15 protein-coding genes are annotated in these 19,015 nt (G+C 72.1%); 4 read left to right on the plus strand and 11 right to left on the minus strand.

Going from position 1 to position 19,015, the window contains the following annotated elements:
* The first annotated feature begins 34 nt into the window (after positions 1-34).
* Together ABH925_RS07365 and ABH925_RS07370 are read left to right on the plus strand one after the other, a co-directional pair.
* On the plus strand, positions 35-3,604 hold the full coding sequence (locus ABH925_RS07365; RefSeq protein WP_370146249.1) for a DUF4082 domain-containing protein: 3,570 nt from the start codon (positions 35-37) through the stop codon (positions 3,602-3,604).
* An 80-nt stretch (positions 3,605-3,684) separates the two neighbouring features.
* Complete coding sequence (locus tag ABH925_RS07370; protein ID WP_370146250.1) at positions 3,685-4,731, plus strand: glycosyltransferase family 2 protein; 1,047 nt, start codon at positions 3,685-3,687, stop codon at positions 4,729-4,731.
* 152 nt (positions 4,732-4,883) lie between these two features.
* Here the strand turns inward: ABH925_RS07370 and ABH925_RS07375 are convergent, their stop codons facing one another.
* Complete coding sequence (locus ABH925_RS07375; protein ID WP_370146251.1) at positions 4,884-5,540, minus strand: hypothetical protein; 657 nt, start codon at positions 5,538-5,540, stop codon at positions 4,884-4,886.
* 71 nt (positions 5,541-5,611) lie between these two features.
* Here ABH925_RS07375 and ABH925_RS07380 point away from each other — a divergent pair, with 71 nt between their 5' ends.
* Entirely contained in the window at positions 5,612-7,726 is a 2,115-nt protein-coding gene (locus ABH925_RS07380; protein ID WP_370146253.1) for an O-antigen ligase family protein, read from the plus strand.
* The gene (locus ABH925_RS07385) at positions 7,726-8,682 is read left to right on the plus strand and encodes a glycosyltransferase (protein WP_370146254.1); all 957 of its coding nucleotides are present in this window, start codon (positions 7,726-7,728) and stop codon (positions 8,680-8,682) included. The genes ABH925_RS07380 and ABH925_RS07385 overlap by 1 nt, the downstream gene beginning before the upstream one ends.
* Here the strand turns inward: ABH925_RS07385 and ABH925_RS07390 are convergent.
* The 10 genes from ABH925_RS07390 to ABH925_RS07435 all read right to left on the minus strand — a co-directional run bounded on the left by ABH925_RS07390 (position 8,679) and on the right by ABH925_RS07435 (position 18,999).
* On the minus strand, positions 8,679-9,347 hold the full coding sequence (locus ABH925_RS07390) for a class I SAM-dependent methyltransferase (RefSeq protein ID WP_370146255.1): 669 nt from the start codon (positions 9,345-9,347) through the stop codon (positions 8,679-8,681). The two genes, ABH925_RS07385 and ABH925_RS07390, sit on opposite strands and share 4 nt — an antisense overlap.
* Before the next feature lie 39 nt (positions 9,348-9,386).
* A complete protein-coding gene (locus tag ABH925_RS07395; RefSeq protein WP_370146256.1) occupies positions 9,387-10,184 on the minus strand; it encodes a glycosyltransferase family 2 protein in 798 nt (265 codons plus the stop codon).
* The gene (locus ABH925_RS07400) at positions 10,181-11,293 is read right to left on the minus strand and encodes a hypothetical protein (RefSeq protein ID WP_370146257.1); all 1,113 of its coding nucleotides are present in this window, start codon (positions 11,291-11,293) and stop codon (positions 10,181-10,183) included. The genes ABH925_RS07395 and ABH925_RS07400 overlap by 4 nt, the downstream gene beginning before the upstream one ends.
* Positions 11,294-11,297: 4 nt before the next feature.
* Entirely contained in the window at positions 11,298-12,815 is a 1,518-nt protein-coding gene (locus ABH925_RS07405; RefSeq protein WP_370146258.1) for an oligosaccharide flippase family protein, read from the minus strand.
* A 44-nt stretch (positions 12,816-12,859) separates the two neighbouring features.
* Positions 12,860-13,738, minus strand: a complete 879-nt coding sequence (locus ABH925_RS07410) for a Wzz/FepE/Etk N-terminal domain-containing protein (RefSeq protein ID WP_370146259.1) — start codon at positions 13,736-13,738, stop codon at positions 12,860-12,862.
* Positions 13,739-13,780: 42 nt separating this feature from the next.
* A complete protein-coding gene (wecB, locus tag ABH925_RS07415; protein ID WP_370146261.1) occupies positions 13,781-14,890 on the minus strand; it encodes a non-hydrolyzing UDP-N-acetylglucosamine 2-epimerase in 1,110 nt (369 codons plus the stop codon).
* Positions 14,891-14,894: 4 nt separating this feature from the next.
* The gene (locus tag ABH925_RS07420) at positions 14,895-16,151 is read right to left on the minus strand and encodes a nucleotide sugar dehydrogenase (RefSeq protein WP_370146262.1); all 1,257 of its coding nucleotides are present in this window, start codon (positions 16,149-16,151) and stop codon (positions 14,895-14,897) included.
* Positions 16,151-16,969: a WecB/TagA/CpsF family glycosyltransferase gene (locus ABH925_RS07425; protein ID WP_370146263.1), complete on the minus strand. Its 819-nt coding sequence runs from the start codon at positions 16,967-16,969 to the stop codon at positions 16,151-16,153. The genes ABH925_RS07420 and ABH925_RS07425 overlap by 1 nt, the downstream gene beginning before the upstream one ends.
* Entirely contained in the window at positions 16,966-18,135 is a 1,170-nt protein-coding gene (locus tag ABH925_RS07430) for a hypothetical protein (protein WP_370146264.1), read from the minus strand. Before ABH925_RS07430 ends, ABH925_RS07425 begins: the two co-directional genes overlap by 4 nt.
* Positions 18,136-18,396: 261 nt before the next feature.
* Positions 18,397-18,999 carry an acyltransferase gene (locus tag ABH925_RS07435; RefSeq protein WP_370146266.1) on the minus strand — a complete coding sequence of 201 codons (603 nt, stop codon included), beginning with the start codon at positions 18,997-18,999 and terminating at the stop codon, positions 18,397-18,399.
* Between the last annotated feature and the right edge of the window lie 16 nt (positions 19,000-19,015).

A 19,015-nucleotide genomic window follows, 5' to 3' on the forward strand; every position in this document is an offset into this window, starting at 1 on the left:
AGATATTGCTTCTTGCTCCACCTGAGAGGTTGCGATGCACAACAACAGAAGAATCGGCACGATTCAGGGCGCCCTGCTCGCCCTGGTCGCGGCCCTGATCACCGCGGTCCTGCCCGCGGCCGGGGTGGCCCACGCGGCGGCCGACCCGTGCGGGAGCGGGATGAACCCCGTCGTCTGCGAGAACTCCAAGCCGGGCAGCCCGATGTCGAGCTGGTTCTCACCCAACGCCTACGGAAACGTCGAGGGGTTCACCGACCAGCAGAGCTACCAGGCCGGTGACACCGTCCAGTTCAAGGTCCAGTCGCCGATCCCCTACCACGTCGAGGTCTACCGGCTCGGCTACTACGGCGGGGACGGCGCCCGCGAGTTGTCGACCGCGGCCCAGGCCTCGGCGACCTATCCCGCCAACTTCACCACCGACGGCACCGTGAACGGCACGCCCGACTTCAAGGTCACCGACGGTGTGCCCGACGGCAAGCCGCTGAACTGCGCCTCCGACAAGACCACCGGGCTGGTCGACTGCGGCGCCTGGCCGGTCACCGCCAGCTGGACCGTGCCCAGCGACGCCGTCTCCGGCCTCTACATCGCCAACTTCGACCAGGCGGACGGCAACGGCGTGATGCCCTACCCGTTCGTGGTGCGCAACGACTCCAGCCACTCCGACGTCGTGGTGCAGACCGACGACGAGACCTGGCAGGCCTACAACCAGTGGGGCGGCCAGAACCTCTACCAGGGCACCGGACCGGCTCCGGACGGCCGCGCCTACCAGGTCAGCTACAACCGGCCGCTGGACATCGGCGGTGACAACGGCGTCTACGGCTCGGAGTTCGAGATGATCTCCTGGCTGGAGCAGAACGGCTACGACGTCAGCTACCTCTCCGGCATCGACGTGTCCACCAGAGGCCCGGAACTGCTGAACCACAAGATGTTCATGTCCTCGGGCCACGACGAGTACTGGAACCAGGACCAGTACAACAATGTGCTGGCGGCCCGGAAGGCCGGCGTCAACGAGTCCTTCTTCAGCGGCAACGAGGTGTTCTGGAAGACCCGGCTGGCGCCGAGTACCGACGGCAGCAACACCCCGAACCGCACCCTGGTCACCTACAAGATGACCAAGCTGGAGCTTCCGGCGCCGGACGGGGTGCCCGACCCCAGCGGCGTCTGGACCGGCGCCTGGATGGACCCGGGCAGTACCGCCAACGGCGCCCCGTACCAACCGGAGAACATCCTCACCGGCTCCTTGTTCCAGGTGAACGGCTACCGCAGCGACGCGATCACGGTGCCGGGGACCTACGCCAAGCTGAGACTGTGGCGGAACACCTCGGTGGCGAACCTCAGCCCGACCCAGGTGGCCACCTTCCCCACCGGCACCCTCGGCTACGAGTGGGACAGCGACCTGCCGAACGCCAGCAGGCCCACCGGTGAGATCGACCTCTCCTCCACCACGGTGAACGTCACCAACGGCACCTACCGGCTGGACTGGGGCAACACCTACGGCAACGGCACCGCCACGCACAGCCTGGTCGAGTTCCGCGACCAGACCTCGCACGCGCTGGTGTTCGGCACCGGCACGGTGCAGTGGTCCTGGGGCCTGACCAACGTGCCCACCTCCGACCCCAACGCCACGGTGGTGACCGCGGACCCGCGGATGCAGCAGGCCACCGTCAACCTGATCGCGGACATGGGCATCCAGCCGCAGACCCTGCAGTCGGGACTGGTCGCGGCCACCGCCTCGGCCGTCACCACCGGCCCGACCGTCACCGTGACCAGCCCGGCCTCGGGCCTCACCGTCCCGGCGCTGAAGCCGGTCACCATCACCGGCACCGCGTCCGCCGCCTCCGGCGCCGTGGTGGCCCGGGTGGAGGTGTCCACCGACGGCGGCGCGACCTGGAACCCGGCCACCGGGGTCGGCTCCTGGAGCTACTCCTGGACCCCGACCACCACGGGCTCGGCGCAGATCCAGGTGCGCGGCGTGGACGACAGCGTCAACATCGGCGCGGTCACCACGGTCCCGCTCACCGTCGGCCCGCAGCAGTGCCCCTGTACGGTGTGGCCGGCCTCGGCCGTGCCCGGCACCGTCAACAGCGGTGACGGCAGCGCCCTCGAACTCGGCGTCAAGATCCGCACCACGGTGCCCGGTTCGATCACCGGCGTGCGCTTCTACAAGTCGGCGGCGAACGTCGGCACGCACACCGGCAGCCTGTGGAGCGGCACCGGCCAGCTGCTGGCCACCGGTACCTTCACCAACGAGACCGCCACCGGCTGGCAGCAGCTGAACTTCGCCTCCCCGGTTCCGGTCAAGCCCAACACCACCTACGTCGCCGGGTACTACGCACCCAGCGGCGGTTACTCCTACGACGGCGGCTACTTCAGCAACGCAGCCGCCGGGCTCGCCCCGCTGACCGCACTGCAGTCCGGCACCGACGGCGGCAACGGCGTCTACCACTACGGCTCCGGCGGCGGCTTCCCGTCCTCGGCGTCCAGCGGCAGCAACTACTGGGTGGACGCGGTGCTGGACACCTCGGCGGTCAGCACCGTGCCGCCGTCGGTCACCGCGACCTCGCCGACGCTCGGTTCCGCGAACCAGTCCATCACCGCCCCGGTGACGGTCACCTTCAGCGAGGCCATCGACACGAGCACGCTGGTGTTCACGCTGAAGGACGCCGGCGGCAAGGCGGTGCCCGGCACGGCGGGGATGGGGAGCGCGACCAACACCGCGACCTTCACCCCCTCCACCGAGCTGGCCCTGAACACCACCTACACCGCGTCGGTCCAGGCCTCCGACCTGTGGGGCAACGCCATGACCGCGCCGACGACGTGGACCTTCACCACCAGTCCCACCCCGCCGGCGGTCAACTGCCCCTGCCAGCTGTGGCCGAGCAGCACCGTCCCGGCCACCCTCGACGAGACCGGCGACGCCAACTCGCTGGAACTCGGCACCCGGTTCCAGTCCTCGGTGGCCGGCTACGTCACCGGCGTCACCTTCTACAAGGGCACCGGGAACACCGGCACCCACACCGGCAGCCTGTGGAGCAACACCGGCACCCTGCTCGCCAGTGGAACCTTCACCGGTGAGACCGCCTCCGGCTGGCAGACGCTCAACTTCGCCACCCCGGTGGCGATCACCGCCGGCACCAACTACGTGGTCTCCTACCACGCGCCCAACGGCAACTACGCCGTCGACGGCGGCTACTTCGCCGGGGCGCACCTCTCCTACCCGCTGCTCGCCCCGGCCGACGTCAGCGGCAGCTCCAACGGCGTCTACCAGTACGGCAGCGCCTCGTCCTTCCCGACCGGGAGCTCCGGCTCCGCCAACTACTGGGTCGGCCCGCTGTTCAGCACCACCGCCCCGGCGGCACCGGCGGCGATGCAGACCCGTGCGGTGGCCGGTGTCACCGGCACCACCAAGGTCAGCACCCCCGGCACCTCGGAGATCACGGTGCCGGTGACCAAGAAGCCCTACAACCCCAGCACCAACAAGACGAAGCTCGCGCCCGGCGGCAAGCCGCGTCCCTCCTCCGGTGGCGGCTGGGTCCCCAGCACCGGTCTGAAGGGCGAGGGCCTCGGCCAGCGCCGCGGATCGGCGGTGCCGGTGCTGGTCTGACCGCGCACACCCGCTCCGTCCCACCCGTACCCACCGGGCCGCCTCCGCACGAGGCGGCCCGGGGATTGGTTCTCCCACCGATGAGCACCCTCAGTGTCGTGATCCCCTGCTACAAGTACGGCCACTTCCTCGCCGACTGCGTGCGCAGCGTCCTGGACGAGCAGGAGGGCCTGGACGTGCGGGTGCTGATCATCGACGACGCCTCGCCCGACGACTCCGCGGAGGTCGCCCGCAAGCTGGCCGCCGCCGACCCGAGGATCGAGGTCCTGGTCCACGAGCAGAACCGCGGCCACATCGCCACCTACAACGAGGGCCTGCTGGAGTGGGCCGACGGCGACTACGTCGCGCTGCTCTCGGCCGACGACCGGCTGGTCCCCGGGGCGCTGGTGCGCGCGGCCGCGCTGCTGGACGCCCATCCGGAGGCCGGCTTCTGCTACGGCCGGCCGCTGCGCTTCCAGCACGGCGGACCGCTGCCGGCCGCGCGCACCCGGGGCACCGGTTCGGTGGTCTACCCCGGGCAGTGGTGGCTGGAACGGCGTTTCCGCGAGGGCACCGGCTGCATCACCTCACCCGAGGTGGTGGTCCGCACCAGCCTGCAGCGCGCCGTCGGCGGCTACGACCCGGCTCTGCCGCACGCCGGCGACATCGAGATGTGGATGCGGCTCGCCTCGCACGCCGACGTCGGCTATGTGAAGGGGGCCGACCAGGCCTTCTACCGGGTGCACGGCAACAACATGTCCACCACCGACTTCGGCGGCCAGCTCGACGACCTGCGGCAGCGGCTGGTGGCCTACGAGTCGGTGCTGGACAAGTGCGCCGACCGGCTGCCGCAGGCCGGGGAACTGTCGACGGCGGTGCACACCCGGCTGGCGCGTTTCGCCCTGCGCCGCGCCTACCGCGCCTACGACCGGGGCCGCACCGAGGTGGTCCCGGTGCAGGAGCTGGTCGACTTCGCCGAGCAGTGCCTGCCCGGCTTCGCCCGGCTGCCCGAGTACCGCGCGCTGCGGCTGCGGCAGCGGATCGGCGCGCGGACCATGCCCTACCTGCAGCCGCTGGTGCTCTCGGCGGTGGCCGAGCGCGGCCGCGAGTGGCTCTGGTGGGAGTCCTGGAAGCGACGCGGCATCTGATGCGGACTCACCATCGGGACGCTGAACGGCGCTGCCGTCCCGGGGCGCGGTGCCGCACCGAACCGCGGTGCGCCGGGCGGCGGTTCGGCCCCCCGTGGCGTGGCGGCCAGGGGCGCGACGACCAGCGCTGCGGCAGGCTGTGCGCCGCGCGCTCAGACCGGGAGGGCCGTCGCGCCCAGCCCGCCCGCATCGCGACGGCGGCGCCGGCCCAGCGCGAACCGGTCGGTCCACAGTGCGGCCAGCACCCCGCCGACCGAGCCCAGCAGCGCCACCGCGGCCAGCGAGCGGCTCCTGGTCCCGTGCACCTCGGCGGCGCTGGGCGCCACCACCACGTCGGGGGTCATCCGGGACGCCTTCGGGATCCCCTGGGTGTCCTGCAGGGCCTGCAGATGCGCCGCGTAGACCTGGATGATCCGCTGCACCGAGTCGTCGGCCACCGTCGGGTCGCCCAGCTGGGTCTGCACCTGCAGCGAGGGGATCAGGTAGTGCGGGGTGGCGTTGGTGCCGCTGTTGCGCGGGATCAGCTGGTACGTCCCCTGCACCCCGGCGGCCCGCAACTCGGTGTCGCCGGCCGGGGACTGGAGCTGCTCGACGATCGCGTAGGAGACCGCGGCGACGGCCGGCTGCAGGTTCGCCAGCTGGTTCGGCTGGTTGCCGGTGACCGGCGGCCGGACCACCACCACGGCCGAACTCAGGTACAGCGGGGCGGGCCGCAGCTGGTGGTAGGCACCGGCCGCGGTCAGCAGCAGCGCCACGACCAGGACGTACCAGCGGCGGAGCAGCGCGTGCACGACAGCAGCAGGCGACACCGGGATTCCTTCCGTCAGAACCGATACTGTCAGGCGCAGATGCGTTCTGCCACCGATCCGGGGGAGGGTCTGTGAGCCTCAGCGAGATCCATGCGGTGCTGCGCAGGCGCTGGTATCTGGTGCTGCCGGTCGCCGTGCTCAGCCTGCTGGCCGGCCTGTACCTGGACCGGACCGTCCCGGTGTCCTACCAGTCGCAGAGCTCGGTCACCCTGCTGGACTCCACCGCGGTGGCCAAGCTGGCCCCGAGCTACGGCAACCCCATCTCCAACGCCGGCGGTTCGCTGGTGGTCACCGCGGACGTGCTGATCAGGACGCTGTCCTCCAGCGACTCGGCGCTGGACCTGGTGAGCCTCGGCGTCACCGACCGCTACACGGTCGGCTTCGCCGCCAACACCTCCGGCCCGCTGCTCACCCTGACCGTCACCGGCACCAGCCGGCCGAACGTGCTGCACGAGACCAACGTGCTCACCGACTTCGCCGGCCAGCAGCTGAAGGCCCTGCAGGCGGCCGCCTCCGTGCCATCCGCGTACCTGGTGGTCACCGCGCCGGTGGTGCTGCCGCAGACGCCGGTGTCGCAGACCAAGAGCAAGTTCCAGGACGTGGCGGCGGTCGTCATCGGCGGGCTGACCAGTGCCTTTCTGCTGGCCTTCGGGGCCGAGGCGGTGGCCGGGGCGCGGCGCGGGGGCGGGCGGCGGCGCGGGAAGGCGCCGAAGGCCGGCCGTCCGAAGGCGGCCAGGGAGGGCCGGGGGCTGCTGCGGCGCCGGCTGGACTCCACCACCGTCCTCACCGGCTATCTGGTGCTCGCCTTCTTCATCCCCTCGGACCTGGCCCTGCCGGCCCTCGGCGGCGTCGGCACCCCCGCCAACGTGTTCGCCCTGCTCGGCCTGCTCTGGTACCTGGCGACCTGGCTGTGCGGCCGGATCGTCCCGGCCCGGGGGACCCGGTCGGCGCGGCTGGCGATGTGCGTGCTCAGCGCCGCGGTGCTGCTCGCCTACCTCGCCGACGCGACCAGGGACAGCTCGCACGAGGAGGTGCTCGGCGCCGACCGGGGCCTGATCGGGCTGCTGGTCTGGGTGTCGCTGGTGGTGCTCACCTCGGCGGGGATCCAGGAGCGCAGCCGGCTGGACGTGCTGATGCGCCGGCTGGTGGTGCTGGGGACGGTGGTGGCCGCACTGGGCTACTACGACTTCTTCACCGCCAGCAACATCGCCGACTCGATCAACATCCCGGGCCTGCACGCCAGCGTCACCGGAATCACCGCGATGGACCGGGGCTCGTTCACCCGGCCGCGCTCCACCACGGCCCAACCGCTGGAGTTCGGCGGGATGCTGGCGATCCTGGTGCCCTTCGCGATCCACCAGGCGCTCGACCCGGTGCGCCGGCACGCGAGCCTGTTCCGCCGCTGGGGGCCGGTGGTGATCATGGCCGGCGCGCTGCCGCTGACCGTGTCGCGGACCTCCATCATCGGCGCGCTGCTGGTCGCCCTCGTGATGCTGCCGCGCTGGCGGCCGCAGCGCCGCTGGACCGCGATCGGGCTGCTGATCGCCGGCGTCGGGGTGCTGAAGGTGATGATCCCCGGGCTGATCGGGACCATCGTCACGCTGTTCTCCACCTTCCTGTCCAACTCCGACAGCAGCACCCAGGCACGCACCGTGAAGTACGCCGAGATCGCCCCCTACCTGGCCGAACGGCCGCTGTTCGGACGGGGGTTCGGCACCTTCACGCCCGACCTGTACTTCTTCACCGACAACCAGTACATGCTCACCCTGGCCGAGATGGGCGCGCTGGGGCTGCTGGCGCTGCTCACGCTGTTCGTCACCGGGATCCACCACGGCGGCGCGATCCGCCGGCTGGCCAGGACCGAGTCCGACCGTGAGCTGGGGCAGGCCTTCTTCGCCTCGGCCCTGGTCGGCATGGTCATCAGCGCCACCTTCGACGCCCTGAGCTTCCCCATGTTCGCGGGGATGTTCTTCCTGACCCTGGGCGCCGGCGGCAGCTACCTCGGCTTCGTCCGGCGCGAGGCGGCGGCCGGACCGGCCCCGGCTCCGGCCGGGCTGGAGTCCCCGCCACCGCCCGCCGCCGAGCCCGGGTCGCCCGGAGCGCCGGGCCCGCGCACCGCGCCCACCCCGCGCGTCCCCGCGCAGGCACACACGACCGCAGCCGAACCCCAACTCGTGGAGTCCTGATGTCCGGTGGTACCCAGACCGCTGGCCCCGTCGTCGTCCTCGCCGTGACCTGGAACAGCGCCGCTGTGATCCCCGACTTCCTGGCCTCCCTCCCGGCCGGGATGGACGGCCTGGACTGGCGTCTGGTGGTCGCCGACAACGACTCGGCCGACGGCACCGTCGCCCTGCTGCGCTCCCTCGCCCCGGACGCCACCGTCGTGCAGACCGGCCGCAACGCCGGATACGCGGCCGGCGTCAACGCCGCCCTCGACGCCGCGCAGCGGGAAGGCGGTTTCCGGGCGGCCGTGGTCTGCAACCCCGACATCCGGATGCGGCCGGGCTGCGCCCGGCTGATGGTGGACGCCCTGGGCGCGGCCGAGCCGGACGGCACCCGGGTCGGCATCAGCGTGCCGCTGCTCTACGAGGGCGAGGAGCGCACCCTGATCCACTCGCTGCGCCGGGAGTCCAGCGTGACCAGGGCGCTGGGCGAGGCGGTGCTGGGCAACCGCAGAGCCGGCCGGTTCCGGCACTGGAGCGAACTGGTCACCGACCCCGTCGCCTACGCCGGCCGGACCCGGGCCGACTGGGCGACCGGGGCGCTGATGGCGCTGTCCCGGGAGTGCCTGGACGCCTGCGGCCGGTGGGACGAGTCGTACTTCCTCTACTCCGAGGAGACCGAGTACTGCCTGCGCGCCCGCGACCGCGGCTACGTCACCCGGCTGCAGCCGGAGGCCGGGGCGGACCATCTCGGCGGCGAGTCCCGGGTCTCGCCCCGGCTGTGGACGCTGCTGACGCTGAACCGGGTCCGGCTCTACCGGCGCCGCAACGGGGCGGCGGCGACGGCGGCCTTCTGGGCGGCGGTGCTCCTGCGGGAGAGCTCGCGGGCGGTGCTGGGCAAGGCGCCCAGCCGGGCGGCCGCGGCGGCCCTGCTCAGCCCCGCCCGGCTGCGCGAAACCCCCGGTCCGACGCCCGGCTAGCCCGAGTCGCCGGCCCGTACGGCGGTCAGCGACTTCGTGAGACCCAGCAGCTTCTCGTCCAGCAGGACCGAGCCGGGGAAGAGGTAGCGCATCTCGGCGCGGGTCAGCAGCTCGATGTTGACCACCGCGTCCATCCCCTCCTCGGGGCTGCCCGGACGGCTGTGCACCAGCGGCCAGTGCCGCACCAGCCGGGCCCGGGCGGCCAGCGGCAGGAACTGGAAGCCGGGCGCCACGAAGTGCGGTTCCACCGGGAAGTAGCGGTACGGCGTCTGGATCCAGTGCCGGGGCGCCAGCGACTCGACCGCGGCCACGAAGCGGCGGCGCTGGCTGTGGCCGCCGACGTGCTCGATGGTGGAGTTGGAGAACACCAGGTCGTAGCTGCCCAGCGCGGCGGCCACCTCCGGATCGGTCACGTCGGCGTTCTCCGCGGTGATCCAGTCCGGCAGGTCGGCCGGGTGCTGCTCCAGGTTGATCAGGTGGACCTGCTTGGCGCGCAGCGGGGCGCGCAGCCACATCTCGGCGGTGCCGCCGAGGTCCACCACGCTCATGTCCCCGATGTCGGGGAAGCAGCGCCGGAACCGTTCCCAGCGGGCGACGCGGAGGCGTTCGCCCACCGATCCGGGTGCGTCGACGAATCGGTTGCGGAGCGCGCGGGGGCCGGGCATCGGTTCAACCACCTGACTTCGAAGGGGTGTGATGGTTCGTCATGGAGTGGTCCAGTCGCTGTAGAAGCTCTCCGGATTCACCAGGTAGCGGACCGTGGGCTGCGGCAGGTGCCGCACGGTGTGCCGCCGGCTGTAGCGGTGGACCAGCTCCCAGTCCTCGCGGGGGAGGACCTCGGGGGTGCGCCGGAGCCGGCTGAAGTGCAGGCTCCGGGTGCGGCGGGCGACCAGGGCGTTGGTGTCCAGGAAGGACTCCCGGGCGGCCCGGCGGCGGTCGAAGGGCACCGACAGCACGTCCCGCTCGCTGCCGTCCGGGAGCATCCGGCGCAGCGCGGTGTAGACGGCATCCGGGCCGCCGGGGGCCTGCAGCGCCTCCAGGGCCAGGGCGAGATGGTCCGGCTCCCAGAGGTTGTCGTCGTCCAGGAAGGCCACGTACCGGGACCGGGTCAGCCGGATGCCGACGTTGCGGACCACCCCGGCGGTGCCGGTGTTGCGGGCCAGCGACACCGCGAACAGCCGTGGGTCGTCCGGGAGTTCGGGCAGTCCGGCGCCGTCGTCGACGACCATCACCACCTGGTCGCGGACGGTCTGCGCCAGCGCCGAGCGGACCGCCGCCAGCAGCGCCTCGGGGCGGCGGTGGGTCGGCACCACGGTGGCGACCAGCGCGGTCGGCGGGCCTGGCAGGGTGCCGGCCAGCCGCCGGGTCTCGGCGTCCTCGATCCGGCGCAGCCGCAGCGCCGAGGGCGCCAGCAGCACCTTGTTCCTGGCCTCGTAGAGCACCAGCCAGCCGAACACCGAGCCGAGCAGCCGCCGCGGCGCCCGCACCAGGCGCCGGATCACGAGGCGGGCCCTGGGTTGACCGGGGTGCCGTCCTGCATGCGGTTGTTCCTCCAGACGTTGCCGGCCCCGCCGGTGTTCCAGGCGGTGACCGTGCCGTAGACGCCGCAACTGGAGTGGTACTGGGGCGAGAACACGTTGCCGGTGACCTGGATGCCCCGGGCGCCGGTATTCCCCCCGTAGAGCGCGTAGGCGCCGCCGGCCAGCCAGTTGTCGTCGACGACGCTGTTGGCGACCACGCCGGTGTCCGCGAACAGGCCGATGCTGGCGGAGGCGCCCTGGTCGGCGCTGACCGGGTTGAGCAGGGTGTTGTGCCGGATGACCAGGGTGCCGCTGTTGCCGCCGTCGCTGATCACCGCGTCGGTGTGCTGCCACTCGCCGCCGAGGTTCTTGAACGGGGTGATGTCGTGCACGTAGTTGTCGTGCAGGTAGCCCTGGCCCATGGACAGCGCGTCCCCGAAGACCGAGATGTCGCTCCAGCCGACCTCGACGGAACTGCCGCCCATGTTGGAGACCGCGTAGTCCTCGCCGCCGTTGTCCTGGCCCTTGCCGGGGACGGCGGTGATGGTGGTGTGCAGCACTCGCAGCCCGCTGTAGCCGGCCCTCAGGTTGATGCCCCACCAGTTGGTGGAGGTGATCCGGCTGTCGATCACGGTCACGTTGTTGGCGTAGATGTCGAGCGAGCCGGTGATGTCCCAGCCGCTGATCACGGTGCCGTCGGCGTGGATGCTGAGCGCTCCGGTGGTGTGCGGGGTGAGCGGGATCCGTGCGCCGGTGGTGCTCGCGTCGGGGAAGCCGCAGGCGCCGGGGCCGGCGCAGTGCGCCGGCGGTACGGCGGAGTTCGCGGTCGGGGCGGCGCTGCCGGAGCCCGCACCGGCCGTGGCACTGCGGCCCGTGCTGCCGGAGCCGCCGGGCGCCGCGTCGCCGCCGACCGCGCCGGAGGGCGGGGCCGAGCCCGCGGGGGATCCGCTGGGCACGCAGGCGCCCGCGCCGGTCGGGCAGCCGCCCGCCTCCCTGTGGATCCCGCTGCCGGAGCAGAAGGCCAGCACCACCATCAGCGCGGCCGCCAGCACCGTCCCCACCAGCAGGGCCGGCGTGTGTCTTCTTGCCATGAGGTCATCTGCTCCTTCGGTGCCGGGCCAGGCGACCCTGCAGGAACCTGCGGCTGGGCAGCACGCACACCGCGTACCCGAGCAGGCCGGTCGTGCCGAGGGCGAGCAGCGCCGGCCGGCTGTCGCCGATCCACCGCTGGAGGACGAGGATGACGGCAGCCATCACGGCGCCGCCGAGGAAGGGCCATGAGCAGGCCCGGACGATCGATCCGACACTGATGCCGCCGCGGTGCAGCGCCACCAGGAACACCGGCACCACCAGGCCGCCGGCGACCAGCACATGGCCCACCGAGACGCCCACGATGCCGTGGCTCCTGGCCGCCACCACCAGGACCGGGATCAGCGCGGCCAGCCACAGCCCCTGGGCCAGCAGCAGCGACCGGCGCTGTCCGAGCGCTACCAGGCAGTCGTAGGCCAGCTCGCAGCCGATCCGGATCAGGCCGAGGACCATCAGCCAGGGCAGTGCGGTGGCGGCCGGCAGCCACTCGGTCCCGTAGATCAGGTGCACCACCGGACCGGACAGCACCGCCAGCAGCACACAGAGCGGCACCGTGCCGGTGACCAGGACCCCCAGCGCGCGGCTGAAGCCGTCGGAGAGCGCACGTGGGTCGCCGACCAGCCGGGAGAAACCGGCGAAGGACACCCGCCGGGCGGCCTCGGAGACCACCCGCACCGGCCAGCCGGACATGTTGAACGCCAGCACGTAGAAGCCCAGCGCCACCTTGCCCAGGGTCGAGCCGACCACCATGGTGTCCACGTTGACCACGCCGAGGGCCAGCAGGCTGGCCCCGGCCAGCGGCAGGCCGAACCGCAGCAGCGCCCGGGCCTGCTCCGGGTCCCAGCCGAACCGCAGCGTGCCCGGCGCGGCCAGGCAGCAGCCGATCAGGGCGGCCACGTTGCCGGCCACCGACCCCCAGGCGAAGCTCATCGCACCCCAGCCGGAGACCGCGAGGAACAGCGTGACCCCGGTGCTGAGCACGAAGTTGACCGCGTCGATGATCATCCGCCGGCCCTGGGCGAACTCCCGGGTCAGGAAGCCCGCGGGGACCTGCGAGAGCCCGTCCAGCACCACGCACACGCACAGCACCCGCAGCACGCCCGAGGCGTCCGGCGAGCCCAGCAGCCCGGCCACGGTCGGCGCGGCCGCGAACACCGCCAGGTACAGCAGGCAGCTGGAGATCGTGCTGAGGGTGAGCACGGTCGGCGCGAAGCGCCGCGCGTCCCCGTCCCAGCGAACGATGGCCAGGCCGACGCCGAGTTCGTTCGCCGAGAGCAGCACCAGCAGCACGGTCTGCGCGATGCCGTAGACGCCCCAGGCGGCCGGGCCCAGGAAGAAGCGCGCCAGCACGATGCCGGTGGCGAAGTTGCCCAGTCGCATGACCACGGTGTTGACCAGGCTCCACCGGGCGGCGGAGCGGACCCGGGTGCCCAGCGAGGGCGGCGCGGGGGTTAAGGGAGGCCCCTGGTCGGCGCCGGCGTCGGCGGCGGCGTGATCGGTGTCGGTGGCCTGGGCGCTGTCCAAGGAACGACTCCTCGTCGAGTGGTTCGCGGCGGACGTGGTCAGGCTCACGCGAACCAGTTCGCCCGTCCGCTCTCGGCCCCGGCGGGGATCGGCGGCACGGCGAGCTGCACGGTGGGCTGCTCGATGTCCGGTTCGGCGGGCTCCTGGGCCTCCTGCTGCGAACTCCGCGGCTGCGGCCGCGAGTTCCGCGGCTGCCGGCCGGCCTCCTGGTGCGGCTCCGGTGTCGCGGCGGGGCGCGGCCGCGCGACGTCCTGCTCGGCGCGGCCGTCCTGTTCAGCGGGGTGGGCGGCGCCGTCCGGAGCGTCCTGGTCGTCCCCGCTCCTGGGCCCGCGCAGCCTGGCCTCGACGTAGAACACGGCGACCAGGCTGAGCACGATGCCCATGACGCCGGCCAGGGCCAGGTACTCGATCCGGGTCTTGGTCTGCGCCGCCGGCTCCTGCGGCGGCACGATGGTGGTCATCCGGATCATCGCGTTCGGGGCCACCGACTGCTGGGCCTGGAACTGCTCCAGCCGGGTCTTGGCGTAGTCGGTGAGGATCTGGTCCGAGGACAGCACCCCGGCCTTGTCCGTGCCGGTGACGGTGAGCCACAGCATCGGCCCCTGCGCGTTGTCCGCGATCTTCGCCACATAGGTCCCGGTCAGGCCCTGGGACTTGAGATCGGCGATCGCCGCGTCGGAGTTGAGGTTGCGGGCCAGGCTGTCGGCCATCCCGGTGAGCGCGACCTGGGTGCTCAGGAACGGGTTGCCGTCGAAGGCGATGGTGGCCTTCTGCGAGTTCAGCAGCTCGACCGTGCTCTGCGACTGGTACTTGGGCGGAACCACCAGGAAGACGCCGACCGTCAGCGCGACCGTGACCAGCAGTCCGGGCAGCAGCACGTACCACCGCCTGCGCATGACCCGGAAGATCTCGGCGAGATCCATGTGTGTTCCCCCCTGACGTGGTGTGGAGATGCTGACGATAGATCAGGAAGCTGTGTCTGTGGGCCTCGCACGCTGACCTGATGGTCCGCCGGTGAGCAGGACCTCGGCGATGCGCTCGCTGGCCCTGCCGTCCCACAGTTCCGGGCGGCGGGCCGGTGGCGGATCGGCCAGTACCCGGGTCACCGTGGACACGATCCGCGCCGGGTCGCGCCCGGCCAGCACGTTGGTGCCCTGCTCCACCGTGATGGGGCGCTCGGTGTTGTCCCGCAGGGTGACGCAGGGCACGCCCAGCGCCGTGGTCTCCTCCTGCACCCCGCCCGAGTCGGTGAGCACGATCCGCGCCGAGTCCTGCAGGGCGATGAAGTCCAGATAGCCGGCCGGCGGGACCAGCCGGATGCCGCCGGGCACGCCCAGCTCGGCCAGCCGGGCCGCCGCCCTGGGGTGGACCGGCAGCAGCAGCGGGCAGCCGCCGGCGATCTCGCCCAGTGCCTTCAGCAGCCCGGCGAGCACCTCGGGGTCGTCCACGTTGGCCGGCCGGTGCAGGGTGACCAGGCCGTAGCCGCCCGGGGTGAGCCCGTGCCGGTCCAGCACGTCCGTCGCCCTGGCCCGCTCCAGGTTGGCGAACAGGGTGTCGATCATGACATTGCCGACCAGGTGGATCTGGTCCTCGCGGTAGCCCTCGGCCCGCAGGTTGTCCGCCGCGTCGGGGGAGGAGGCCAGCAGGTAGTCGCTGACCCGGTCGGTGGCGACCCGGTTCACCTCCTCCGGCATGCTCCAGTCCCGGCTGCGCAGCCCGGACTCCACGTGCGCCAGCAGCGGTCCGGCCTTCGCCGTCACCAGGGCGCAGGCGAGCGTGGAGTTGATGTCGCCGACCACCACGACCACGTCCGGGGTCAGCTCCTCCAGCAGCGGTTCGAAGGCGGTCATCACCCGGCCGGTCTGCTGGGCGTGGGTGCCGGAGCCGACGCCGAGGAAGCGGTCCGGCGGACGGATCCCGAGGTCCCGGAAGAACACGTCGTTCATGGACTCGTCGTAGTGCTGGCCGGTGTGGACCAGCACCACCTCGGCGCCCCGGCGTTCCAGGGCGTCCATCACCGGCTTGATCTTCATGTAGTTCGGGCGCGCCCCGGCGACGCAGACGATCCTCAACACGGGTTCAGAGCACCTCGATCGTGGGTCCGGACAGCCGGCGACGGCAGTCGAGGACGAAGGCCGCGTGCGCGGTGACCTCGTCGTAGTCGAAGGAGTCGTGGTCGGTGAGCAGCACCACCATGTCGGCGGCCGCCAGCTCCTCCGGGGTCGGTTCGACCCGGATCAGCCGGGCGTCCACCTTCATGCTCTCCACCACGTGCGGGTCCGCCGCCCTGACCTCGGCTCCCATGTCCAGCAGCAGCTGGGAGATGCGCAGCGCCGGCGACTCCCGGGCGTCGCCGGTGTTCTTCTTGTAGGCCAGACCGAGCAGCAGGATCCGGGACCCGTTGACGGAGCGGCGCCGCGCGTTGAAGGCGTCGACCACCCGGCGGGTCACGTACTCGGGCATGTGGCTGTTGATGTCGTTGGCCAGCTCGACGAAGCGGAAGTTCTGGCCGAGCTCGCGCTGCACCCGCCAGGACAGGTACGACGGGTCGATCGGCAGGCAGTGACCGCCCACGCCGGGGCCCGGGGTGAACCGCATGAAGCCGAAGGGCTTGCTGGAGGCGGCGTCGATGGCCTGCCAGACGTCGATGTCCAGATGCCGCGCGAACATCGCAATCTCGTTCACCAGCGCGATGTTGACGTGCCGGAAGGTGTTCTCCAGCAGCTTGGCCAGCTCGGCCTCGCGCGGGGAGCCGACCGGCACGGTGGTGTCGACCAGCTCCGCGTAGAAGTCCTGGACGGCCTTCAGCGACCCGGCGTCCACACCGGAGACGATCTTGGGGGTCTGCTGGAAGCCCCAGACCGGGTTGCCCGGGTCGATCCGCTCCGGGCTGTAGCCGAGGTGGAAGTCCGGTCCCGCGCTGAGCCCCGAGCCGTCCTCCAGCAGCGGGCCGAACAGCTCCTGGGTGGTGCCGGGGTAGGTGGTGGACTCCAGCACCACGGTCGCGCCGGGACGCAGGTAGCGGGCCAGCGTCCGGGCCGACTCCTCGATGTAGCGGAGGTCCGGAACGCCCTCGTGCAGCGGGGTCGGCACGGTCACCACGGCGACGTCGAAGCCGCCGCAGTCCCTGGCCAGGTCGCTGGGGCGGTAGGCGCCCCGGTCGATCGCGGCCCTGATCCGCTCGGAGGAGACGTCCTCCACGTAGGACTCGGCGGCGGCGAGGCTCTTGACCCGCCGACTGTCCACGTCGTAGCCGATCACCTCGTGACCGACCTCCGCGGCACGGATCGCCAGCGGCAGTCCCACGTATCCCTGTCCGACCACGACGACGCGCATCAGTACCCCCTCTTCGCGGAACCGGATGACCTTGCTGGTGCTGCGGTTGTTGCCGACGCCGGATCCGACGCTGGTGCCGGTGTGCGGCGTACCAGTTCCCTCGCGGTCATCAGCAGGAAGAGCACGTTGGTGGTGACGTAGCGGCGGCCCAGCCGGCGCGGTTCCTGCAGCGCCCGGTACAGCCACTCCAGGCCCAGCCGCTGCCAGGACGCGGGGGCCCGCCGGGTGACCCCGGCCAGGATGTCGAAGGAGCCGCCGACCCCGTGCACCACCGAGACCCCGGTCCGCCCGCCGTAGTTCGCGGTGAAGATCTCCTTCTTGGGCGAGGTCATTCCGAGGAACAGCAGTTGTGCGCCGGTGGCGGCGATCCCCTCGGCGACCTCCTGCTGCTGCTCGTCGGAGAAGTAGCCGTCGCGGCTGCCGGCCACCCTCAGCTCCGGGAAACGCTCGGCGACCTGGCGCAGCATCAGTTCCAGCACCTCGGCCTTGGCGCCGAGGAAGTAGACCGGCAGTCCGGCCGACTCGGCCTCCGCCAGCAGCCGCATGAACAGGTCGATGCCGGCCACCCGCTCCGGCAGCGGGGTCCGCAGCACCCGGGCCGCCCAGACCACCGCCTGGCCGTCGGCGACCACCAGGTCGCAGCCGGACACGGCTGCGGCGAGCCGGGGGTCGCGGCGCATGTTCACCAGCTTCGCCGCGTTCACCACCCCGATCTCCAGCTGCTCGCCGTCGCGTACGGCCTCCAGGCAGCGCCGCACGGTCTGGTCCATGGTCAGCGCGTCGAGCTGTACTCCGAACAGTGACTGACGCACGGTCATCTCTGCGGACCTCCGTACCAGGCGTGCAGCATCCAGCCGAACTCGTAGGGGCGGCACTCGCGGTCCACCGAGGCGGGACGGAACATGCCGTCCAGCGGGCCGAGCCTGAGCCCGGGGGCGAACCTGGTGCCGATCCCGCGCGCCGCGCGGACCGCCTTGCGCGGGTCGCCCCGGTAGACCTTGCGCCAGGTGACGCCCAGGTCGTCCAGCACCATCGGCTCCGACGCCTCCGGTGCGGCCGCGAGTTCCGGCACCTCGGTCATCCAGCGCAGCCCCAGCCGGATCGCCGCGCCGTAGTCGCCGCCGCCGGCGTCGGTGAGGTCGAACAGCGCGGTGGGCGCCATCGCGTGCTGGTGCACGCTGTAGACCGGGTAGCCCTCCACCACGCCACCGGTGCGGGCGTCGTAGTGCCACCACCACTGCCCGCCGTCGCCCTGCAGCGCGCAGATGCGTGCGGCGCAGGCGTCGGCGGCGGCCAGCGCCTCGTGGTCGTCACCGCTGGCGTGGGCCCGGGCCAGCGCCTGCAGCGGGTAGGTCTGGTCGGCGAAGCAGCCCACGTGCGAGCGGTACCAGGGCACCAGGCCGGGGCCGGTGGCGTGCGGGAACAGCGGACTGTCCCCGATCCGGGCCCGCAGCAGCCGGTCCCGTGCGGCGACGAAGCGGTCCTCCACGTCCACCGTGCCGCGCGCGGCGGCCAGCGCGGACAGCACCCAGGCCGCCTCCACGGTGTACCGGGGCGCTCCGTCCCGGGGGTCCAGCGCGGCCACGCGCTCCAGCGCGTCGGACAGCTTGGGGTGGCCGGTCTCGGCGGCGCACCAGGCGACCAGCGCCGCGTCGCCGAGGTTGGCGACCTCGGGCAGCCGCTGCACCAGCAGGCCGGTGTACTCCTCGGCGGTGTGCCCGCCCAGCACGGCCCGCTGCCGCTCCACGGGTAACAGCCGCGCGCCCAGCACGGTGATGGCGGCGTAGCGGACGCTGGTCCCGCGCGGCTCCAGCCGCCAGGACCCGTCCGGGTCGCGCCGGCCGGCCAGGGTGAAGACGAAGCTGTCGTCGGCCGCGCGGTACATCGCCGGCAGCCCGGCCTCGGCGAGCGCCAGCAGCCGCTCGGCGAGGGCGTGGAGCGGTTGGTCCTCGCGTGCGAGGGCCTGTATGCGTGTCGGAATCATCGAACCTTCACCCTTGCGGTCGTCGCTCCACGGATGGGCCACGTCGGACGCTGCTCACGGTGGTTCTGCGGTCGCAACCGACCGGTGCTGACTGGCTCGGCTCTGCAACGTGACTACGGCTCAGAAGTGCTGATCAAAGGGGCTGTTCGGGACAGCCGTGCGGCCTTGTGGAGGTCGTGGCGTGCATGCACCACGGTAGGCCCCGGGGATGGCGACTGATCGACGTTTTGGAGAAATAGTGTCGACTGTCACCACATATCTTCACACGCCCGGTTCGAGCAGCTCCCCGTCCTTCTCCTGGTACACCGCGCCGGTCTCCGGGCAGAGCCAGGACCCTGACTCACCGTCAAGCGGTGTCAGCCGTACGCCGGCCCGGCCGACCCAGCCGATCCGCCGGGCCGGGACCCCGGCCACCAGCGCGAAGTCCGGAACGTCCCGGGTCACCACGGCGCCGGCCGCGACCAGCGCCCACCGGCCCACCCGTACCGGCGCGACGCACACCGAGCGGGCGCCCAGCGAGGCCCCCTCGGCGACCTCCACGGCCACCGCCGTCCAGTCCTCGCCGCGCTTCAGCCGGCCCCCGGGGTCCACCGAGCGCGGGTAGTGGTCGTTGGTCAGCACGGCGGCCGGGCCGACGAAGACGCCGTCGCCCAGCACCGCCGGCTCGTACACCAGCGCGTAGTTCTGCAGTTTCACGTTGTCGCCGATACGCACGCCGGGACCGACGTAGGCACCCCGGCCGATGATGCAGCCGCTGCCGAGGGTGGCCTGCTCGCGGATCTGGGCCAGGTCCCAGACCGTGGTCCCGTCGCCGAGTTGGGCCGACTCGTCCACCTGGGCGGAGGGTTGAATCCTGAGGGTCACGCGGCTGGGTCCTTCT

Source organism: Streptacidiphilus sp. EB129 (assembly GCF_041262645.1).
In the GTDB taxonomy this organism is placed as follows: domain Bacteria; phylum Actinomycetota; class Actinomycetes; order Streptomycetales; family Streptomycetaceae; genus Streptacidiphilus.

What these genes read in the sequence shown, in the direction of transcription:
- ABH925_RS07365 (WP_370146249.1), top strand. Translation starts at nt 35, where the DNA reads ATGCACAACAACAGAAGAATCGGCACGATTCAGGGCGCCCTGCTCGCC.
- ABH925_RS07370 (WP_370146250.1), top strand. Translation starts at nt 3,685, where the DNA reads ATGAGCACCCTCAGTGTCGTGATCCCCTGCTACAAGTACGGCCACTTC.
- ABH925_RS07385 (WP_370146254.1), top strand. Translation starts at nt 7,726, where the DNA reads ATGTCCGGTGGTACCCAGACCGCTGGCCCCGTCGTCGTCCTCGCCGTG.
- ABH925_RS07390 (WP_370146255.1), bottom strand. Translation starts at nt 9,347, where the DNA reads ATGCCCGGCCCCCGCGCGCTCCGCAACCGATTCGTCGACGCACCCGGA.
- ABH925_RS07400 (WP_370146257.1), bottom strand. Translation starts at nt 11,293, where the DNA reads ATGGCAAGAAGACACACGCCGGCCCTGCTGGTGGGGACGGTGCTGGCG.
- ABH925_RS07410 (WP_370146259.1), bottom strand. Translation starts at nt 13,738, where the DNA reads ATGGATCTCGCCGAGATCTTCCGGGTCATGCGCAGGCGGTGGTACGTG.
- ABH925_RS07420 (WP_370146262.1), bottom strand. Translation starts at nt 16,151, where the DNA reads ATGCGCGTCGTCGTGGTCGGACAGGGATACGTGGGACTGCCGCTGGCG.
- ABH925_RS07425 (WP_370146263.1), bottom strand. Translation starts at nt 16,969, where the DNA reads ATGACCGTGCGTCAGTCACTGTTCGGAGTACAGCTCGACGCGCTGACC.
- ABH925_RS07430 (WP_370146264.1), bottom strand. Translation starts at nt 18,135, where the DNA reads ATGATTCCGACACGCATACAGGCCCTCGCACGCGAGGACCAACCGCTC.